Origin of the sequence: Pseudomonas sp. G5(2012), from assembly GCF_000408945.1 — a bacterium.
In the GTDB taxonomy this organism is placed as follows: domain Bacteria; phylum Pseudomonadota; class Gammaproteobacteria; order Pseudomonadales; family Pseudomonadaceae; genus Aquipseudomonas; species Aquipseudomonas umsongensis.
This window is the reverse complement of sequence record NZ_APIO01000091.1, coordinates 1-15,319: the sequence shown is the minus strand read 5'-3', so window position 1 is coordinate 15,319 and position 15,319 is coordinate 1. Positions and strand designations below refer to the sequence as shown.

General features: G+C 59.2%; 18 protein-coding genes. 12 read left to right on the top strand and 6 right to left on the bottom strand.

From position 1 onward, the window contains the following. The first annotated feature begins 162 nt into the window (after positions 1-162). Both PG5_RS24435 and PG5_RS24430 read left to right on the top strand, forming a co-directional pair. The gene (locus PG5_RS24435; protein WP_020799800.1) at positions 163-900 is read left to right on the top strand and encodes a DUF599 domain-containing protein; all 738 of its coding nucleotides are present in this window, start codon (positions 163-165) and stop codon (positions 898-900) included. Further along, positions 900-1,301 (top strand): MAPEG family protein, encoded by a 402-nt coding sequence (locus PG5_RS24430; RefSeq protein ID WP_020799799.1) that lies wholly within the window; start codon positions 900-902, stop codon positions 1,299-1,301. Before PG5_RS24435 ends, PG5_RS24430 begins: the two co-directional genes overlap by 1 nt. Before the next feature lie 67 nt (positions 1,302-1,368). Here PG5_RS24430 and PG5_RS24425 read toward each other — a convergent pair whose 3' ends face one another. Next, entirely contained in the window at positions 1,369-1,605 is a 237-nt protein-coding gene (locus PG5_RS24425; protein WP_020799798.1) for a hypothetical protein, read from the bottom strand. Positions 1,606-1,762: 157 nt separating this feature from the next. On the opposite strand from PG5_RS24425, the gene PG5_RS24420 reads away from it, so the two are divergent. The 4 genes from PG5_RS24420 (at position 1,763) to PG5_RS24405 (ending at position 5,471) form a co-directional block, all read left to right on the top strand. Then, a complete protein-coding gene (locus PG5_RS24420; protein WP_020799797.1) occupies positions 1,763-2,239 on the top strand; it encodes a PaaI family thioesterase in 477 nt (158 codons plus the stop codon). Then, complete coding sequence (locus PG5_RS24415; RefSeq protein WP_020799796.1) at positions 2,236-2,688, top strand: PaaI family thioesterase; 453 nt, start codon at positions 2,236-2,238, stop codon at positions 2,686-2,688. The genes PG5_RS24420 and PG5_RS24415 overlap by 4 nt, the downstream gene beginning before the upstream one ends. Positions 2,689-2,769: 81 nt before the next feature. Further along, positions 2,770-4,674 carry a molecular chaperone HtpG gene (htpG, locus tag PG5_RS24410; protein ID WP_033044612.1) on the top strand — a complete coding sequence of 635 codons (1,905 nt, stop codon included), beginning with the start codon at positions 2,770-2,772 and terminating at the stop codon, positions 4,672-4,674. A 68-nt stretch (positions 4,675-4,742) separates the two neighbouring features. After that, on the top strand, positions 4,743-5,471 hold the full coding sequence (locus tag PG5_RS24405; RefSeq protein ID WP_020799794.1) for a dienelactone hydrolase family protein: 729 nt from the start codon (positions 4,743-4,745) through the stop codon (positions 5,469-5,471). Between the two features lie 132 nt (positions 5,472-5,603). Here PG5_RS24405 and PG5_RS24400 read toward each other — a convergent pair whose 3' ends face one another. The 5 genes from PG5_RS24400 to purM form a co-directional block, all read right to left on the bottom strand. Continuing rightward, complete coding sequence (locus PG5_RS24400; RefSeq protein ID WP_020799793.1) at positions 5,604-6,464, bottom strand: pirin family protein; 861 nt, start codon at positions 6,462-6,464, stop codon at positions 5,604-5,606. A 62-nt stretch (positions 6,465-6,526) separates the two neighbouring features. After that, complete coding sequence (locus PG5_RS24395) at positions 6,527-6,943, bottom strand: OsmC family protein (RefSeq protein WP_020799792.1); 417 nt, start codon at positions 6,941-6,943, stop codon at positions 6,527-6,529. Between the two features lie 126 nt (positions 6,944-7,069). Next, a complete protein-coding gene (locus PG5_RS24390; protein WP_020799791.1) occupies positions 7,070-7,783 on the bottom strand; it encodes a DUF3108 domain-containing protein in 714 nt (237 codons plus the stop codon). An 8-nt stretch (positions 7,784-7,791) separates the two neighbouring features. Continuing rightward, on the bottom strand, positions 7,792-8,442 hold the full coding sequence (gene purN, locus PG5_RS24385; RefSeq protein WP_020799790.1) for a phosphoribosylglycinamide formyltransferase: 651 nt from the start codon (positions 8,440-8,442) through the stop codon (positions 7,792-7,794). Continuing rightward, positions 8,442-9,500: a phosphoribosylformylglycinamidine cyclo-ligase gene (gene purM / locus PG5_RS24380; RefSeq protein WP_033044269.1), complete on the bottom strand. Its 1,059-nt coding sequence runs from the start codon at positions 9,498-9,500 to the stop codon at positions 8,442-8,444. Before purM ends, purN begins: the two co-directional genes overlap by 1 nt. 385 nt (positions 9,501-9,885) lie before the next feature. Here purM and PG5_RS24375 point away from each other — a divergent pair, with 385 nt between their 5' ends. The 6 genes from PG5_RS24375 (at position 9,886) to PG5_RS24350 (ending at position 15,214) form a co-directional block, all read left to right on the top strand. After that, complete coding sequence (locus tag PG5_RS24375; protein ID WP_020799788.1) at positions 9,886-10,953, top strand: DUF2066 domain-containing protein; 1,068 nt, start codon at positions 9,886-9,888, stop codon at positions 10,951-10,953. Between the two features lie 37 nt (positions 10,954-10,990). Next, positions 10,991-12,064: an AI-2E family transporter gene (locus tag PG5_RS24370; RefSeq protein WP_020799787.1), complete on the top strand. Its 1,074-nt coding sequence runs from the start codon at positions 10,991-10,993 to the stop codon at positions 12,062-12,064. A 197-nt stretch (positions 12,065-12,261) separates the two neighbouring features. Beyond that, positions 12,262-12,966: a DnaA regulatory inactivator Hda gene (gene hda, locus PG5_RS24365; RefSeq protein WP_008063324.1), complete on the top strand. Its 705-nt coding sequence runs from the start codon at positions 12,262-12,264 to the stop codon at positions 12,964-12,966. Positions 12,967-13,192: 226 nt separating this feature from the next. Further along, positions 13,193-13,840: a C40 family peptidase gene (locus PG5_RS24360; protein ID WP_042955704.1), complete on the top strand. Its 648-nt coding sequence runs from the start codon at positions 13,193-13,195 to the stop codon at positions 13,838-13,840. Between the two features lie 165 nt (positions 13,841-14,005). Next, entirely contained in the window at positions 14,006-14,542 is a 537-nt protein-coding gene (locus PG5_RS24355) for a C40 family peptidase (RefSeq protein ID WP_020799785.1), read from the top strand. 18 nt (positions 14,543-14,560) lie between these two features. Beyond that, positions 14,561-15,214, top strand: coding sequence for an O-methyltransferase (locus tag PG5_RS24350; protein ID WP_020799784.1), 654 nt, complete (start codon positions 14,561-14,563; stop codon positions 15,212-15,214). Positions 15,215-15,319: the final 105 nt, after the last annotated feature.

Genomic DNA, 15,319 nt, shown 5'->3' with positions numbered 1-15,319 from the left:
CGTCGAAAGACTGCGCAATCCCCTATAGGAGCGAGCATGCTCGCGAAAAACCTGAGAGCAACGCGTGTATTCAGTAAACACGCGCCATAGTTCGCGACCTTCGCGAGCATACTCGCTCCTACAAGGGGTACGGTGTTCCGCCACCACATCACAAGGACCTGCATGTCGTTCATCCAAGCCAACCTGATCCACATCCTCGCTGCCATCTGGTTCGTCATCTGCTGGGGCGGCTACACCCGCTATGCGACCTGGAAAGGCCGAGATACCGCCTGCCTGGCCAGCGTGCTGCATCTGTATCGCGAAGACTGGATGCGCCGCATGCTGTTGCGTGACAACCGCATCGCCGATGCCAGCGTGATCGGCAACCTGGAACGCAATGCGTCGTTCTTTGCCTCCAGTACCCTGATTATCCTGGCCGGTATTCTCACGGTACTTGGGGCGTCCGAAAGGGCGGTGTCGTTGCTGGCGGATATCCCGATGGTGCAACAGGCTTCCCAGGGGATGTCCGAGATCAAGTTGTTGTGCCTGGCACTGGTGTTCGTCTACGCGTTCTTTACCTTCAGCTGGTGCATGCGCCAGTACAACTTCGCGGCCATCCTGGTGGGCTCGGCGCCCATGGTCGGTGAGCGACATGTGTCGGAGCTGGAGCGCAAAGCCTTTGCCAACCGTGCTGCCCGGGTTATTTCCATGGCCGCCAACCAGTTCAACTTCGGCCTGCGTTCCTACTATTTCGGCATGACCATGTTGGCCTGGTTCGTCAGCCCCTGGTTGTTCATGTTGATGAGTGCCGGCGTCGTGTTCGTGCTGTACCGCCGTGAGTTTCACTCCGACGTTCTCGATGTCATGGTCTATACCCCTACAGAGGCACCGTTGCCCGAGGCGAACAAAGAGGCCGCTTGATGAGTATTCCATTCTGGTGCGTATTTATCAGTGCCGTGCTGATTTACGTGGCGCGCATGCCCGTGACCACGGCGATGAAACAGCAGGGGGGTTACAACAACCACCTGCCGCGCCAACAGCAGGCGCAACTTACAGGCCTGGGCGCGCGCGCGGTGGCGGCCCATCAGAACAGCTTCGAAGCTTTCATATTGTTTGCGGTGGGTGTGTTGATGGCCCACACCACGCAAACAGCGGGATGGCTCATCGATTTGCTGGCAATTATCTTTGTGGTAGCGCGAGTTATCTATCTGTTGTGCTATTGGAAGGACCTGGCCTGGCAGCGAAGTCTGGTGTGGCTGGTGGGTTTGATCTGCTCGTTGTTGTTGATGATTAGTCCGACTTTTCGAACGATTTTGCTCTAACGAGTCAATCGCCGATAAAAGAAAACCCGCACTTGGCGGGTTTTCTTTTATCGCAGCGAGAAGCGGCTTATTGCTTCTTGGCAGCTTCTTCTTGTGCTGCTGCGTTCGATTCAGCCTGAGCTTTGGCAGCTTCGGCGTTTTCTTTCGCCGCATCGTTCACTTTATCCTGAGCTTCGCTCATTTTTTCCTGGGCTTGCTCAGCATGTTGGTTGGCATCTTGAGCTTTGTCCTCGGATTTTTTATCGCAGGCAGCGAGACCGAGGGAAGCGGTCAACATCAAGGCAATAGCTAAAGTCTTACGCATGGGGTGTTTCTCCTTATGGAAATTATCTACTGGCCTTAAGAGCACAGCCAACAGGGTTAAGTTCCTCAAATCCCAGAGATATATAAGTTTGTTCTACGCGGAACTTTTACCTGGGCCCCGACTTCACTGAAGCACTGTAAACAAGAGTCTTTATCAAATGGCTGAAAATCCCGTTTTTGAGCGTGCAACACGATTTTTGTCGGCGCTGCGGCATTGCCAGGTGCTCGGATTACGAGTTCACAGCGCCAGTGCCGACGGGCTCACCGTGGTGCTGCCTTATAGCCCGCAGATCGTCGGCAATCCCCTGACGGGCGTGATTCACGGCGGCGTCCTGACCACATTGATGGACACCGCTTGCGGCATGTCTACCCTCTGCGTGCTCCCGGAGTTCGAAGTTTGCCCCACCCTCGATTTGCGCATCGACTACATGCACGCAGCCGAACCGAACAAGGATGTCTACGGTTTCGCGCAATGCTATCGGGTGACCACTGATGTGATCTTTGCCCGCGGCTTTGCCTATCAGGATGATCCCGAACAGCCCATTGCCCATGTCGTGGGCACTTTCATGCGCATGGGCAAGGGCATCAAAGGCACCAAGGGTTTTGGCGGCACTATCGCCGGAGGTGCGGCATGAGTGAGTCGTTCAAGGAACAAGTGCAACTGGCCCATGAGCGGGGAGAGTACGCCCCGTTGTTGAGCCTGATTCCCTACGCCAGTTTGATCGGTGTCGAATGTTCGCGGGTGGGGGATGAGTTGTTGTTTCGCCTGCCGGCCAACAAGGACAACATAGGTAACCCTTTATTGCCGGCCATCCATGGCGGCGTCATCGCCGGTTTCATGGAGCTGTCTGCCGCGCTGCACCTGTTGGTGGCCACCGGTTCGCCGGGCGTGCCGAAAATCATCGACTTCTCCCTCGATTACCTGCGCGCCGGGCAGTTTCGCGATACCTGGGCCCGCTGCCAGGTCTGTCGTCAGGGGCGCCGGGTCGCCAACGTGGCGGTGACCGCGTGGCAAAGCACCGAATCCGAACCCATTGCCACGGCACGGGCGCATTTCAAACTCGATGAGCCCTTGAAATCCTGAATGGAGCCCCCAACTCTGATGACAACCCGCCGCCGACCCTCATGGTCGCGGCTTATGCCATCTGATTGGAGTTTGATGACCATGAGTGTGGAAACTCAAAAGGAAACCCTGGGCTTCCAGACCGAGGTGAAGCAACTGCTGCACCTCATGATCCATTCGCTGTATTCCAACAAGGAAATTTTCCTTCGCGAACTGATCTCGAACGCCTCTGACGCTGTAGACAAATTACGTTTCGAAGCGCTGGCCAAGCCGCAATTGCTCGAAGGCGGCGCTGAACTGAAAATCCGTGTGAGCTTCGACAAGGACGCCAAGACCGTCACCCTCGAAGACAACGGCATCGGCATGAGCCGCGAAGACGCGATCACCCACTTGGGCACCATCGCCAAATCCGGTACCGCCGATTTCATGAAGCACCTGACGGGCGACCAGAAGAAAGACTCGCACCTGATCGGTCAGTTCGGTGTTGGCTTCTACTCGGCCTTCATCGTCGCCGACAAAGTCGATGTGTACAGCCGTCGTGCGGGCAGCGATGCCAGCGAAGGCGTGCACTGGTCGTCCAAAGGTGAGGGCGATTTCGAAGTCGCGACCATCGACAAGGCCGAGCGCGGTACCCGTATCGTCCTGCACCTGAAATCCGGTGAAGACGAGTTCGCCGATGGCTGGCGCCTGCGTAACATCATCAAGAAGTATTCCGACCACATCGCCTTGCCGATCGAGTTGCCCAAAGAAGTGGCAGCTGTCGAGGGTGAAGAGAAGCCTGCCGTTGAATGGGAAACCGTCAACCGCGCCAGCGCCTTGTGGACCCGTCCGCGTACCGAAATCAAGGACGAGGAATACCAGGAGTTCTACAAGCACATCGCCCACGACTTCGAAAACCCGCTGAGCTGGAGCCACAACAAGGTCGAAGGCAAGCTGGAATACAGCTCGCTGCTGTACGTGCCGGCCCGTGCTCCATTCGACCTGTACCAGCGTGAAGCGCCGAAAGGCCTGAAGCTTTACGTGCAGCGCGTGTTCGTCATGGATCAGGCCGAGTCCTTCCTGCCGCTGTACCTGCGCTTCATCAAGGGCGTGGTCGACTCCAACGACCTGTCGCTGAACGTGTCGCGGGAAATCCTGCAGAAAGACCCGATCATCGACTCCATGAAGTCGGCACTGACCAAGCGCGTGCTGGACATGCTGGAAAAGCTGGCGAAGAACGATCCAGAGCAATACAAGGGCTTCTGGAAAAACTTCGGCCAGGTCATGAAAGAAGGCCCGGCAGAAGACTTCGCCAACAAAGAGAAAATCGCTGGATTGCTGCGTTTTGCCTCCACCAATGGTGATGACGGCGAACAGGTTGTCGGCCTGACTGAGTACCTGGCACGCGCCAAGGAAGGCCAGGACAAGATCTACTACCTGACCGGCGAAACCTACGCGCAAGTCAAGAACAGCCCGCACCTGGAAGTCTTCCGCAAGAAAGGCATCGAAGTGCTGCTGCTGACCGATCGTATCGACGAGTGGCTGATGAGCTACCTCAGCGATTTCGACGGCAAGGGCTTTGTCGACGTGGCACGCGGTGACCTGGACCTCGGCAACCTGGACTCGGAAGAGGACAAGAAAGCCGCTGAAGAAGTCGCCAAGTCCAAAGAAGGGCTGGTTGAGCGTCTGAAGACTGCACTGGGCGAATCCGTTGCTGAAGTACGGGTATCCCATCGCCTGACCGATTCCCCGGCGATCCTGGCCATCGGCGAGCAGGACCTGGGCCTGCAGATGCGTCAGATCCTTGAAGCCAGCGGGCAGAAGGTTCCGGATTCGAAGCCGATCTTCGAATTCAACCCGGCTCACCCACTGATCGAGAAGCTCGACAGCGAGCAGAGCGACGAGCGCTTCGGCGATCTGTCGCACATCCTCTTCGATCAAGCGGCCCTGGCGGCCGGCGACAGCTTGAAAGACCCGGCGGCCTATGTGCGCCGTCTGAACAAGCTGCTGGTTGAGCTGTCGGCTTAACGGCGTTGTAGAAAAACCCGCTTCGGCGGGTTTTTTCATTCTGGTGTTTAAATAATCAGGAGTCAGATATGAGCCAAATCACTGTACGTTCTGTTGCTTATCAGATTGACGGCCAGCCGTACGAAAGCCGCCTGGCCTTCGACGCTGATCACAAGGGCCCGCGTCCGGGTTTGTTGATGGCGCCGAACTGGATGGGCGTGGGTGCCGGTGCCGAGGAAATCGCCAAATCGGTGGCGGCCAAGGGCTATGTGGTGCTGATCGCGGACCTCTACGGCCAATCGGTGCGCCCGCAGAACAATGATGAGGCAGGCGCGGCAATGATGCCGCTCAAGAATGACCGGCCGTTGCTGCGCAAGCGTATGCAAGTGGCGTTCGAACAGTTGCAAAGCCAGGGTGAGGCCGCTGTCGATACGTCGAAACTGGCCACGTTCGGTTTCTGTTTCGGTGGCTGCTGCGCGCTGGAGTTTGCCCGTACGGGTGCGCCGGTGAAAGCGGCTGTCTCGTTCCACGGCACGCTGGATACACCGAATCCGGCCGATGCGAAAAACATCAAGGGCAAGGTGCTGGTACTGCATGGCGCTTCCGATCCATTGGTGCCTAAAGAACAGCTGCCCGCGTTTGAAGATGAAATGAACGCGGCTGGCGTGGATTGGCAACTGCTGAGTTACGGCGGTGCGTTCCATTCGTTCACCGATCCGCATGCGAACGTGCCGGGCATGATGATGTACGACGCGAAGGTCGCCGCACGCGCGTTCACTTCGATGCACAACTTGCTGGATGAAGTGTTCAAGGGCTGATTGCGGTAGTTTTGCTTCACCTGGTTGGTGTTAGTGCCGGCCTCTTCGCGAGCAAGCCCGCTCCCACATTAGAATGCGGTCAACTGTGGGAGCGGGCTTGCTCGCGAAGGCGGTGTAACTGCTAAAAAGAATTTAAGGCAGTTCAATCCTCTCAACTTCCCCCGGCACCGTTGGCCAATCCCCGGCCGCCCAGCGCCGCCGCGCTTCATCGATAGCCGCCGGGTCGCTCGCCACGAAATTCCAGTTGATCCGCCGTGGCCCGTCCAGCGGCGCGCCACCGAACACCACCGCATGACAGTCGCTCTCGGCGAACAATGTCATCTCTTCCCCGGGCGGCAACACCACCAGCGAATGCGGCTCTATCGATTCGCCATCCAATTGCACTTCACCGCTCAACACATACAGCGCGCGCTCTTCATGCTCGGTGGGAATCAGCAAGGTCGTCGCCGTTTGCAGGTGCAGTTCGGCATACAGCGTAGGGGAAAGCACCGGCACTGGCGATTCCAGGCAAAAGCCCGAGCCTGCGATCATGCGGATCTTCACCCCAAGGTTCTCGCTGACTGGCAAGGTGCTAGCCGGGTGATGACTGTAGTGTCCCGGGCCCTGCTCCCGGTCTTTTGGCGACGCCAGCCAGATCTGCAGGCCGTGCATCGTAAAGCCGCTTTCTTTCAGTGCCTGGGGTGTGCGCTCGACATGGGCGATCGCGCTGCCGGCGGTCATCCAGCTGACATCGCCGGCGCTCACCACCTGATCCGAGCCAAGGCTGTCCTTGTGCTGCAGCTGGCCTTCAAAGAGGTAGGTGAGGGTGGACAGGCCGATGTGCGGATGCTGGCGGATGTTCATGCCTTCTCCCGCGGCATAGCGGGTTTGCAGCATGTGGTCGAAAAACACGAAGGGCCCGACATTGCGGCATTTGGCTGACGGCAAAGGGCGAAGAATCGGTTGGCCTTCGACATCTTCGGCGCGGGGGCGGATCACGAGCGGAGTGTTCATGGTGCGTTCCAGGCTGAGCGGGTGATGCGGTCGAGCATAACCCGCTTGCGCAGCCGTTGCCGCTATTGGCTGAACGCGCCTTCGGACAGATGGGTTTCGATGCTGACTTCACTGCTGGTCATCAGCTTGTGTACCGGGCAGCGGTCGGCCACGCGGTGCAGCTCTTCGCGCTGGGCGTCGGTGAGTACACCCTTGAGGGTCAGTTTCACATGCAGGGCATATTTGCCTTTCTGCTCTTCACTGTTGTCGCGTTTGACCTCGACGCCAACCCCCGTCAGCGGAATGTCCTTTTTCTTCGCATACATCTTCAAGGTCAGGGCCTTGCATGCGCCCAGTGCGGCATCGAAGTAATCGTGTGGCTCCGGGGCCGAGCCTTCGCCGCCGGCGGATAGCGGGGCATCGGCAAAGAGTTCGTGGTCATCGATCTGTACGGTATGGCGCAAACCTTCGGCGGAGACGGTGTTGACGGTGACAGTCATGGGAACCTCGCAAGCGACGGGAAAGGTCATTCGATCAAAAAAGGCGTTGAAGGTATAGAGCCTTGCTCCGATGGTGCGTTCCAAGAAAAAGCCCCGCAATCGCGAGGCTTTTTCATGTCGGTGGGCTCAGCTGCCTTTAACCGGCTTGCCGTTGACCGTGCCGTCCAGGAGCATGATGTTGTACTCCTTGCCGTCGGTCTCGACCTGTTGCAGGCGGACCAGCAGGTAATCCCAATCCTTGGCGAACCACAGGACGGTGATGCGCTTGCTTTGTGTCGGGTCGCGCACGCGCTCGACCTTGATCGCATCGATCTGGCCAGCCTTGGTGTCGACTTTTTCCGCACCCAGCACGCGGAAGTCATAGGTATCGACTTCGCCATCATCGACCACCTGATAGCTCATGCTTTTCTTGCCGGCGGCCACGTCATGCTGCAGCGCCAGCTGGTAGGTGGATTTGTCGAGCATGCCGCGGTTCAGCGGGATATTGACCGCGTCACCACGATCGGTACCGGTAACCTTCTTGGCGGTCCAGTCGAAGTCCAGGTCGGCCTTCTTGGCTTTGCCCAGGCCTCCGCGTTCGAAATGGTAGGACTGTGGCAGCAAGGTGTCCTTGTCGACGGTCAGGGTGCTTTCTTCGGACAGGCTGGCGATCATCATCGACGCCTTGAAGTTGAGCTTCCAGACGCCATTGGCTTGCTTGGTCAGGCTGCGTTCAGCCGTGCCGCTCATGGGCAACTGTTTCCAGTCGGCGGTGTAGCTGGCGGAGAAGGGTTGAAGGTCTGCGGCCTGTGCGAAGGGCAAGGCGAGCAGAGCACAAGCGAAGAGCAGGGCGCGACGCATAAAATCTCCTAGGTTCGAATCAAGTGGCCGCTGGGCGCAAGCAACTGTCCATCCAGTAAAGCACCTTGTTCACTGAGCGATAGCCGGCCTTCGGCAAACCAGCGTACGGCCATGGGGTAGATCAGGTGTTCCTGTACATGGACTCGCTGCGCCAGGCTCTGCGGCGAGTCGTGCAACTCTACCGGTATTACTGCTTGTACGACCAGTGGTCCGCCATCGAGTTCCTCGGTGACGAAGTGCACGGAGCAGCCGTGTTCGGCGTCCCCGGCCTCCAGCGCGCGCTGATGAGTGTGTAACCCTTTGTATTTGGGCAACAGCGAGGGATGGATATTGAGCAGGCGACCGGCGTAATGGCGTACGAAATCAGCGCTGAGAATGCGCATGAATCCGGCCAGCACCACGAGTTTGGGATTGAAGGCGTCGATCAGTTCGATCAGCGCGGCGTCGAAGGCCTCGCGGCCTTCGAAAGCCTTGTGATCCAGGGTGCGGGTTTCGATACCCGCGTCCCTGGCACGTTGCAGGCCGTAGGCGTCGGCGCGGTTGGAGATCACCGCAGCGACGCGGACCGGGCTGTCGCCGGTCTGCGTGCTGTCGATCAAGGCCTGCAAGTTACTGCCGGTGCCGGAGAGCAGCACCACGACATCACAGGTCTGGGACATCAGTGAGCCTTGAGGTTCTTCAGTTCAACCTGGGCCGCGCCTTCGGCAGCGGTGGCGATCTGACCGATGACCCAAGGCTGCTCGCCCGCTTCACGCAGTACGTTCAGCGCGGTTTCCACGTGCTCTTGAGCCACGCAGATAACCATGCCCACGCCGCAGTTCAGCACGCGGTGCATTTCGTTTTCGTCGACGTTGCCTTTTTCCTGCAGCCAGTCGAACACCGCAGGGCGAGTCCAGCTTGCCACGTCAACCACCGCTTGTGCGCCTTTTGGCAGGACGCGCGGGATGTTGTCAAGCAGGCCGCCACCGGTGATGTGGGCCATGGCCTTGACCGCGCCTGTTTCCTTGATCAGCTTGAGCAGCGGCTTCACGTAGATACGGGTCGGGGCCATCAGCAGGTCGGTCAGCGGCTTGCCGTCGAGTTGGGTGTTCTCGATGTCGGCACCGGATACTTCGATGATCTTGCGGATCAGCGAGTAGCCGTTGGAGTGCGGGCCGGAAGACGGCAGGGCGAGCAGGGCATCGCCAGCAGCGACCTTGGAGCCGTCGATGATCTCGGCTTTTTCCACGACGCCAACGCAGAAGCCGGCCAGGTCGTAGTCTTCGCCTTCGTACATGCCAGGCATTTCTGCGGTTTCGCCGCCCACCAGGGAGCAACCGGACAGTTCGCAACCAGCGCCGATGCCAGTCACGACCTGGGTCGCGGTTTCGACGTTGAGCTTGCCGGTGGCGTAGTAGTCGAGGAAGAACAGCGGCTCTGCGCCGCACACCACCAGGTCGTTGACGCACATGGCAACCAGGTCGATGCCGATGCTGTCGTGCTTGTTCAGGTTCAAGGCCAGGCGCAGCTTGGTGCCGACGCCGTCAGTACCGGAAACCAGCACGGGCTGCTTGTAGCCGGCCGGGATTTCGCAGAGGGCGCCAAAACCGCCCAGGCCGCCCATGACTTCCGGGCGCGCAGTGCGCTTGGCGACGCTCTTGATGCGTTCGACCAATGCTTCACCGGCGTCGATGTCTACACCGGCGTCCTTGTAGCTCAGGGAGGGTTGCTTGCTCATGATCCAGGCCTTTAGGGGGGATTTCTGGGTAACGACCGAGTCCAGCGGGACCGCCGACATCGACGAAGGTGATTGCCTCACGCGATATTCGAGGGTGCCCGGCTGTTGCCGGTCTGCGAAGGCGCGCGATTTTATCAGGCTTGAAGGGCAGCGGCCATCCTCACGCCGACGGCAGGGGGCATATCGGCCGAAAAAAACTGCCATTAGTTGGTGTGGATGACATCCTGCTCGCCTGTACGGGGTGTCGTCATTAACCGTCTATCGTTAGCACAGTGCGAAAACTTACCCAGGGCGTGTGAATGTTTTGCGTTCGGCAATGGTCACAGCCTTGCCCGATCGTCTTCATGCGGTCTGTTCCAGCCGCCTTTGTCTTCAGGAATATTCCATGGGTTTTTGTAAATTCTTGTTTGTGGGCTGTTTGTCACTGGTTAGCCTGACCAGCCTGGTAGGCCATGCTGAAACCGTCAAAGGCCTCTATCAAGTGCGCGAACCGGTCAACGGCCAGTCGCCAGAGGAGCGTGAGCAAGCCACGCAGCGAGCGCTCGATACACTGGTCTTGCGCCTGACCGGCGATCCCAAGGCGCCGCAGAATCCCGGGTTGGCGGCGATTCGCAAAGACCCGCAGCAAATCATCAGCCAATACGGCTTTGAGGCAGGCCCGCCGGAAGTGTTGAAAGTCGATTTCGACCCGGGCACCACCGATCAGGCCCTGCGTCGGGCCGGGTTGGCGATGTGGGGCGCCAATCGGCCGTCGATACTGGGCTGGTGGTTGAACGATTACACCGAGGGTTCGAGCCTGGTGGGCGATGGTCAGGCCGGTGCGACACCCCTGCGTCGCGCCGCGCAGCACCGTGGTTTACCCCTGCGTCTGCCGCTGGCGGACTTGAACGAACAAATCGTCGGCACCGGGCCGAATCTGGAAAGTGCCGATCCGTCGGCACTGCGCAGCGCGTCACAGCGTTACAATGCCGACGCCTTGCTGGCGGTCCATGCCCGTGAAGAGGGCGGCCAATGGCAAGCCAAGTGGCAATTGTGGCTGGGCGACCAGAAAGAGGCCGGCAGCGCCCAAGGCGCCGATCAAGCCGCTTTGGCGGACGCGGTGATGCTGGCGGTCAACCAGCGGCTGGCGCCTCGATTTGTCGCCAAGCCTGGGGCCTCGGCCGCGCAGTTGCTGGAAGTCCAAGGCATGAATCTGGAGCGGTATGCGACCCTGGGGCGCCTGTTGGAGCCTTTCGGCGGTCGTCCGCAAAGTGTCGACGGCGACCGGATTCTTTATCGGGTCAATGGCAGTACCGATCAACTGCGAGCGCAATTATCGCTGGCCAGGTTGCAGGAGGTTGCGGGGGAGCCGGCGCCGGTGCCCGCGGTGCCGGTCCAGCCTGTCGCCGGTGGTTCGGTTCCCGCGGTAGCGCCCGCACCGGCACCGACGCCGCAATTGCGTTTCCGCTGGTAGGATTTTCTTTCTTTATATAGAAGCAATGGAGTGGTTCATGGCCGATACGCGGCGTTGGTTCTGGTTGGGTGGAGTGCTCTTGCTCTGCGCGTTTGTCTGGCTGTTGCACCCGATCCTCACGCCGTTCCTGGTGGCGTTGTTGTTGGCCTATCTGTTTGATCCCCTGGTGGATCGGCTGGAAAACGCCGGACTGTCCCGGACCTGGGGCGTGATTGCGGTATTTGCGTTGTTCACCCTGATCTTCACCACGCTGTTGCTGGTGTTGGTGCCGATGCTCGCCAAGCAGTTGTTTCGCTTGTATGAACTGGCGCCGCAGATGCTCGATTGGCTGCAGCACACTGCATTGCCCTGGGCGCAATCGAAGTTTGGCCTGTCGGAGGGCTTCTGGAAGTTCGACAAACTCAAGGCCGCGATCAGCGAGCACATGGGGCAGACGACCGACATCGTTGGCGTGGTGTTGAGCCAGGCGACGGCATCTGGTTTGGCGTTGATCGGCTGGCTGGCGAACCTGGTGTTGATTCCGGTGGTGAGTTTCTACTTGCTGCGGGACTGGGACCTGATGATGGCCAAGATCCGCAGCCTGCTGCCGCGCGATCGCGAAGAGCGCGCAGTGGCGCTGGCCGCGGAGTGCCATGAAGTGCTTGGTGCCTTCGTCCGCGGGCAATTGCTGGTGATGGTCGCGTTGGGTGTGATCTACGCCGCGGGTCTAATGCTGGTGGGCCTGGAGTTGGGCTTGTTGATCGGGATGATTGCCGGTCTGGCGGCGATTGTGCCGTACATGGGCTTTATCATTGGCATTGGTGCGGCGCTGATTGCCGGGCTGTTCCAGTTTGGCGGCGATCTGTACCCCATGATGGGTATTGTCGCGGTGTTCATGGTCGGTCAGGCGCTCGAGGGCATGGTGCTCACGCCCTTGTTGGTGGGGGACCGCATCGGCCTGCACCCGGTGGCAGTGATCTTCGCCATTCTGGCCGGGGGCGAACTGTTTGGTTTCACCGGTGTGTTGCTGGCGCTGCCCGTGGCGGCGGTGATCATGGTGCTGTTGCGCCATGTGCATGATTTATATAAGGATTCTGGTATGTACAGTGGTGTGGACGAGCCAGAGCTGTAGAGGGGGGCGCGGGCAGCCCGGATTGACGCCCGGTGGCTGCCCATGGCGCCAGAGAATCTGTCATAAAACCGGTGCGCTAACGCAAACCTTTGATTTTGCTTGTGGTCTGTCGCATTGTGCGGTCGGCTTCACGGGTATAAACTTCGCAAACTTTACACAGAGGCCACTAACGGTTCCTTTGGAACTGTTCAGTCAGCATGAAACCGATTCAGCTGCCCCTAGGTGTGCGTCTGCGTGACGACGCCACCTTCATCAACTACTACCCAGGCGCCAATGCCGCTGCACTCGGCTATGTCGAGCGGCTGTGCGAAGCCGACGCCGGCTGGACCGAAAGCCTGATCTACCTGTGGGGCAAGCATGGGGTAGGGCGTACGCATCTGTTGCAGGCCGCGTGCCTGCGCTTCGAACAGATGGGTGAGCCAGCGGTGTACCTGCCGCTGGCCGAGTTGATGGATCGCGGCATCGAGATTCTCGACAACCTCGAGCAATACGAGCTGGTCTGCCTGGATGACTTGCAGGCGGTGGCGGGCAAGGCTGACTGGGAAGAAGCGTTGTTCCACCTGTTCAACCGCCTGCGTGACAGTGGTCGGCGCCTGTTGATTGCCGCGTCGACTTCGCCACGCGAGCTGCCGGTAAAGCTGGCGGACCTCAAGTCGCGCCTGACCCTGGCGCTGATATTCCAGATGCGCCCACTCTCCGACGAAGACAAGTTGCGCGCCCTGCAACTGCGTGCGTCGCGTCGCGGCCTGCACCTGACCGACGAAGTCGGGCATTTTATCCTGACTCGCGGTACTCGTAGCATGAGTGCGCTGTTCGAACTGCTTGAGCAGCTCGACCAGGCCTCTCTTCAAGCGCAGCGCAAGCTGACCATCCCGTTCCTGAAAGAAACCCTGGGCTGGTAGCCAGGTCCCGTAAATTCAAGGCTTGCAGCGAATTTCGACAGATTCAAGGCGTCAGAAAATCCGCTTTCCTGATGGGGGCAGGCTGCGCAAGTGTCTGGAATGGGCTTTAGCGCTTAGATGTAATCGGGAAACCAAGAAGTCACAAAAAGTTCGATTGAATTTGCAAATGAGGATGATAGAAGGCATAGTCTCGGCTCTTGAAAACCATTCAGCCACGGTCGTGCCCATGCTAAATCGCTTTGCACCCCTCGTGCCCCTCGCACTCGTTACCCTGTTGTTCGGTTGCGCTGCCCACACGCCAGTGTCCGAGCAAGCGCAACAACAGCAGGTTCAACATTCCGGTTCCGCCCAGTCTTCCGCTCTCTATAAGCAAGCGTTTGAACTCGAAGAAGCGGCTACTGAAAAAGAACTGGCCAGCTTCGCCGATGGTAAGTCGTACCAGCTTCCGGTTCTGGCCGACAGCATCCTCGAACGCGGCATGTCCCTGATCGGTACCCGTTACCGTTTCGGCGGTACCTCCGAAGCCGGTTTCGATTGCAGCGGTTTTATCGGTTATCTGTTCCGTGAAGAAGCGGGCATGAACCTGCCACGCTCCACTCGCGAAATGATCAACGTTGACGCGCCGCTGGTATCGCGCAGTAAACTTGAGCCAGGTGACCTGCTGTTCTTCGCCACCAACGGTCGTCGCGGTCGCGTCAGTCATGCCGGGATCTACCTGGGTGACAATCAGTTCATTCACTCCAGCAGCCGCAAAAGCGGTGGTGTGCGCATCGACAACCTCGGTGATAGCTACTGGAGCAAGACCTTCATCGAAGCCAAGCGAGCACTCGCCATGGCTCCTGCAGCGGCGCCAATCGTCACTGCCCGCAAGTAAGCGCACATTTCGTAAGGCGAACTTAAAGTCTTACTTGAAGTTTGCCTGATAAGCGCTAAAATTCTGATTCATGAATGATGGCAAACCGCCTGCGTGATCCGCAGGCGGTTTTCTTTTCTGCGCTCCCGCAGAAATTAGCCGCAGCCTGATCAGGATGCTCTGCTTATGACGATGTCGGCCCGCCTCGCAATCATGTTGTTCGCAGCGCTGCTCAGTGCCTGTGCAAGCCGTACACCGCCGCCTGCGCCGGTGGTTCGCGCGCCCATCGTGTTCAATTCCTCCCAGGACTTTTCGCCTGAAGCGCAAGACGTGCTGTTTCGCGCGTTGGGGCTGGTCGGCACGCCTTATCGCTGGGGCGGTAACACGCCGGACTCCGGATTTGATTGCAGTGGCCTGATTGGCTACGTCTACCGTGACATGGCCGGTATTTCCCTGCCCCGTACCACCCGCGAAATGATCTCCATGCAAGCGGCCAATGTCGGCAAGGAAGGCCTGCAAACCGGTGACCTGATTTTCTTCGCCACCAACGGTGGTTCCCAGGTCAGCCATGCCGGCATCTACGTTGGCGAGGGCCGTTTCGTGCATGCGCCGGCTACCGGTGGCACGGTCAAGCTCGACAGCTTGTCCAAGGCTTATTGGCAAAGAGCCTACCTGAGTGCCAAGCGCGTCCTGCAACCCGAGCATTTGGCGCGCAACCCGTAACCGCCAGAGGGTGTTGTCATGACTGCCCGCACGCTCAATCTCGACGATTCGCTCTATCAGTACCTGCTCGACGTCTCCCTGCGCGAAACCCCGCTGCTCAAGCGCTTGCGCGATGAAACCCAGGCGCTGCCCATGGCGCGCTGGCAGGTGGCGCCGGAACAGGGGCAGTTTCTCGCGTTGCTGGTGAAGCTCACCGGTGCGAGGCGTGTGCTGGAAGTCGGCACCTTCACCGGTTACAGCGCCCTGTGCATGGCAGCGGCATTGCCGACTGACGGTTCGCTGATTTGCTGTGACATTCCCGGGGATTACAACGCCATCGCGCACCGCTATTGGCAGGAGGCCGGCCTGTCCGGGCGAATCGATCTGCGGCTGGCGCCTGCGCTGGAAACCCTGGGCGCGCTGGATCAGCCAGGCCAGTTTGATTTGATTTTCATCGATGCCGACAAGGCCAACTATCCGGCGTACCTGGAGCAGGCGCTTCGTCTGTTGCGCAACGGTGGACTGGCGGTGTTCGATAACACCCTGTGGAGTGGCCGGGTGCTTGAGGACAATCCCGAGAGCGCGGACACCCGCGCCATCCAGGCGCTAAATCGCGCCCTGAAGGATGACGCGCGGGTGGATCTGTCGCTGTTGCCGCTGGGGGATGGGCTTACCCTTTGCCGTAAGCGCTGATCTCTCGCGTTTGTACCCGATCCAAACTGTAGGAGCTGGCTTGCCGGCGATGGCGGTCTGACAGCCGGCCTATGTTTTGTTGACTGTGTACATATCCATTCCTGC

Coding starts and splice junctions, on each gene's coding strand:
- PG5_RS24435 (WP_020799800.1), top strand. CDS start 163: ATGTCGTTCATCCAAGCCAACCTGATCCACATCCTCGCTGCCATCTGG.
- PG5_RS24430 (WP_020799799.1), top strand. CDS start 900: ATGAGTATTCCATTCTGGTGCGTATTTATCAGTGCCGTGCTGATTTAC.
- PG5_RS24425 (WP_020799798.1), bottom strand. CDS start 1,605: ATGCGTAAGACTTTAGCTATTGCCTTGATGTTGACCGCTTCCCTCGGT.
- PG5_RS24420 (WP_020799797.1), top strand. CDS start 1,763: ATGGCTGAAAATCCCGTTTTTGAGCGTGCAACACGATTTTTGTCGGCG.
- PG5_RS24415 (WP_020799796.1), top strand. CDS start 2,236: ATGAGTGAGTCGTTCAAGGAACAAGTGCAACTGGCCCATGAGCGGGGA.
- htpG (WP_033044612.1), top strand. CDS start 2,770: ATGAGTGTGGAAACTCAAAAGGAAACCCTGGGCTTCCAGACCGAGGTG.
- PG5_RS24405 (WP_020799794.1), top strand. CDS start 4,743: ATGAGCCAAATCACTGTACGTTCTGTTGCTTATCAGATTGACGGCCAG.
- PG5_RS24400 (WP_020799793.1), bottom strand. CDS start 6,464: ATGAACACTCCGCTCGTGATCCGCCCCCGCGCCGAAGATGTCGAAGGC.
- PG5_RS24395 (WP_020799792.1), bottom strand. CDS start 6,943: ATGACTGTCACCGTCAACACCGTCTCCGCCGAAGGTTTGCGCCATACC.
- PG5_RS24390 (WP_020799791.1), bottom strand. CDS start 7,783: ATGCGTCGCGCCCTGCTCTTCGCTTGTGCTCTGCTCGCCTTGCCCTTC.
- purN (WP_020799790.1), bottom strand. CDS start 8,442: ATGTCCCAGACCTGTGATGTCGTGGTGCTGCTCTCCGGCACCGGCAGT.
- purM (WP_033044269.1), bottom strand. CDS start 9,500: ATGAGCAAGCAACCCTCCCTGAGCTACAAGGACGCCGGTGTAGACATC.
- PG5_RS24375 (WP_020799788.1), top strand. CDS start 9,886: ATGGGTTTTTGTAAATTCTTGTTTGTGGGCTGTTTGTCACTGGTTAGC.
- PG5_RS24370 (WP_020799787.1), top strand. CDS start 10,991: ATGGCCGATACGCGGCGTTGGTTCTGGTTGGGTGGAGTGCTCTTGCTC.
- hda (WP_008063324.1), top strand. CDS start 12,262: ATGAAACCGATTCAGCTGCCCCTAGGTGTGCGTCTGCGTGACGACGCC.
- PG5_RS24360 (WP_042955704.1), top strand. CDS start 13,193: ATGCTAAATCGCTTTGCACCCCTCGTGCCCCTCGCACTCGTTACCCTG.
- PG5_RS24355 (WP_020799785.1), top strand. CDS start 14,006: ATGACGATGTCGGCCCGCCTCGCAATCATGTTGTTCGCAGCGCTGCTC.
- PG5_RS24350 (WP_020799784.1), top strand. CDS start 14,561: ATGACTGCCCGCACGCTCAATCTCGACGATTCGCTCTATCAGTACCTG.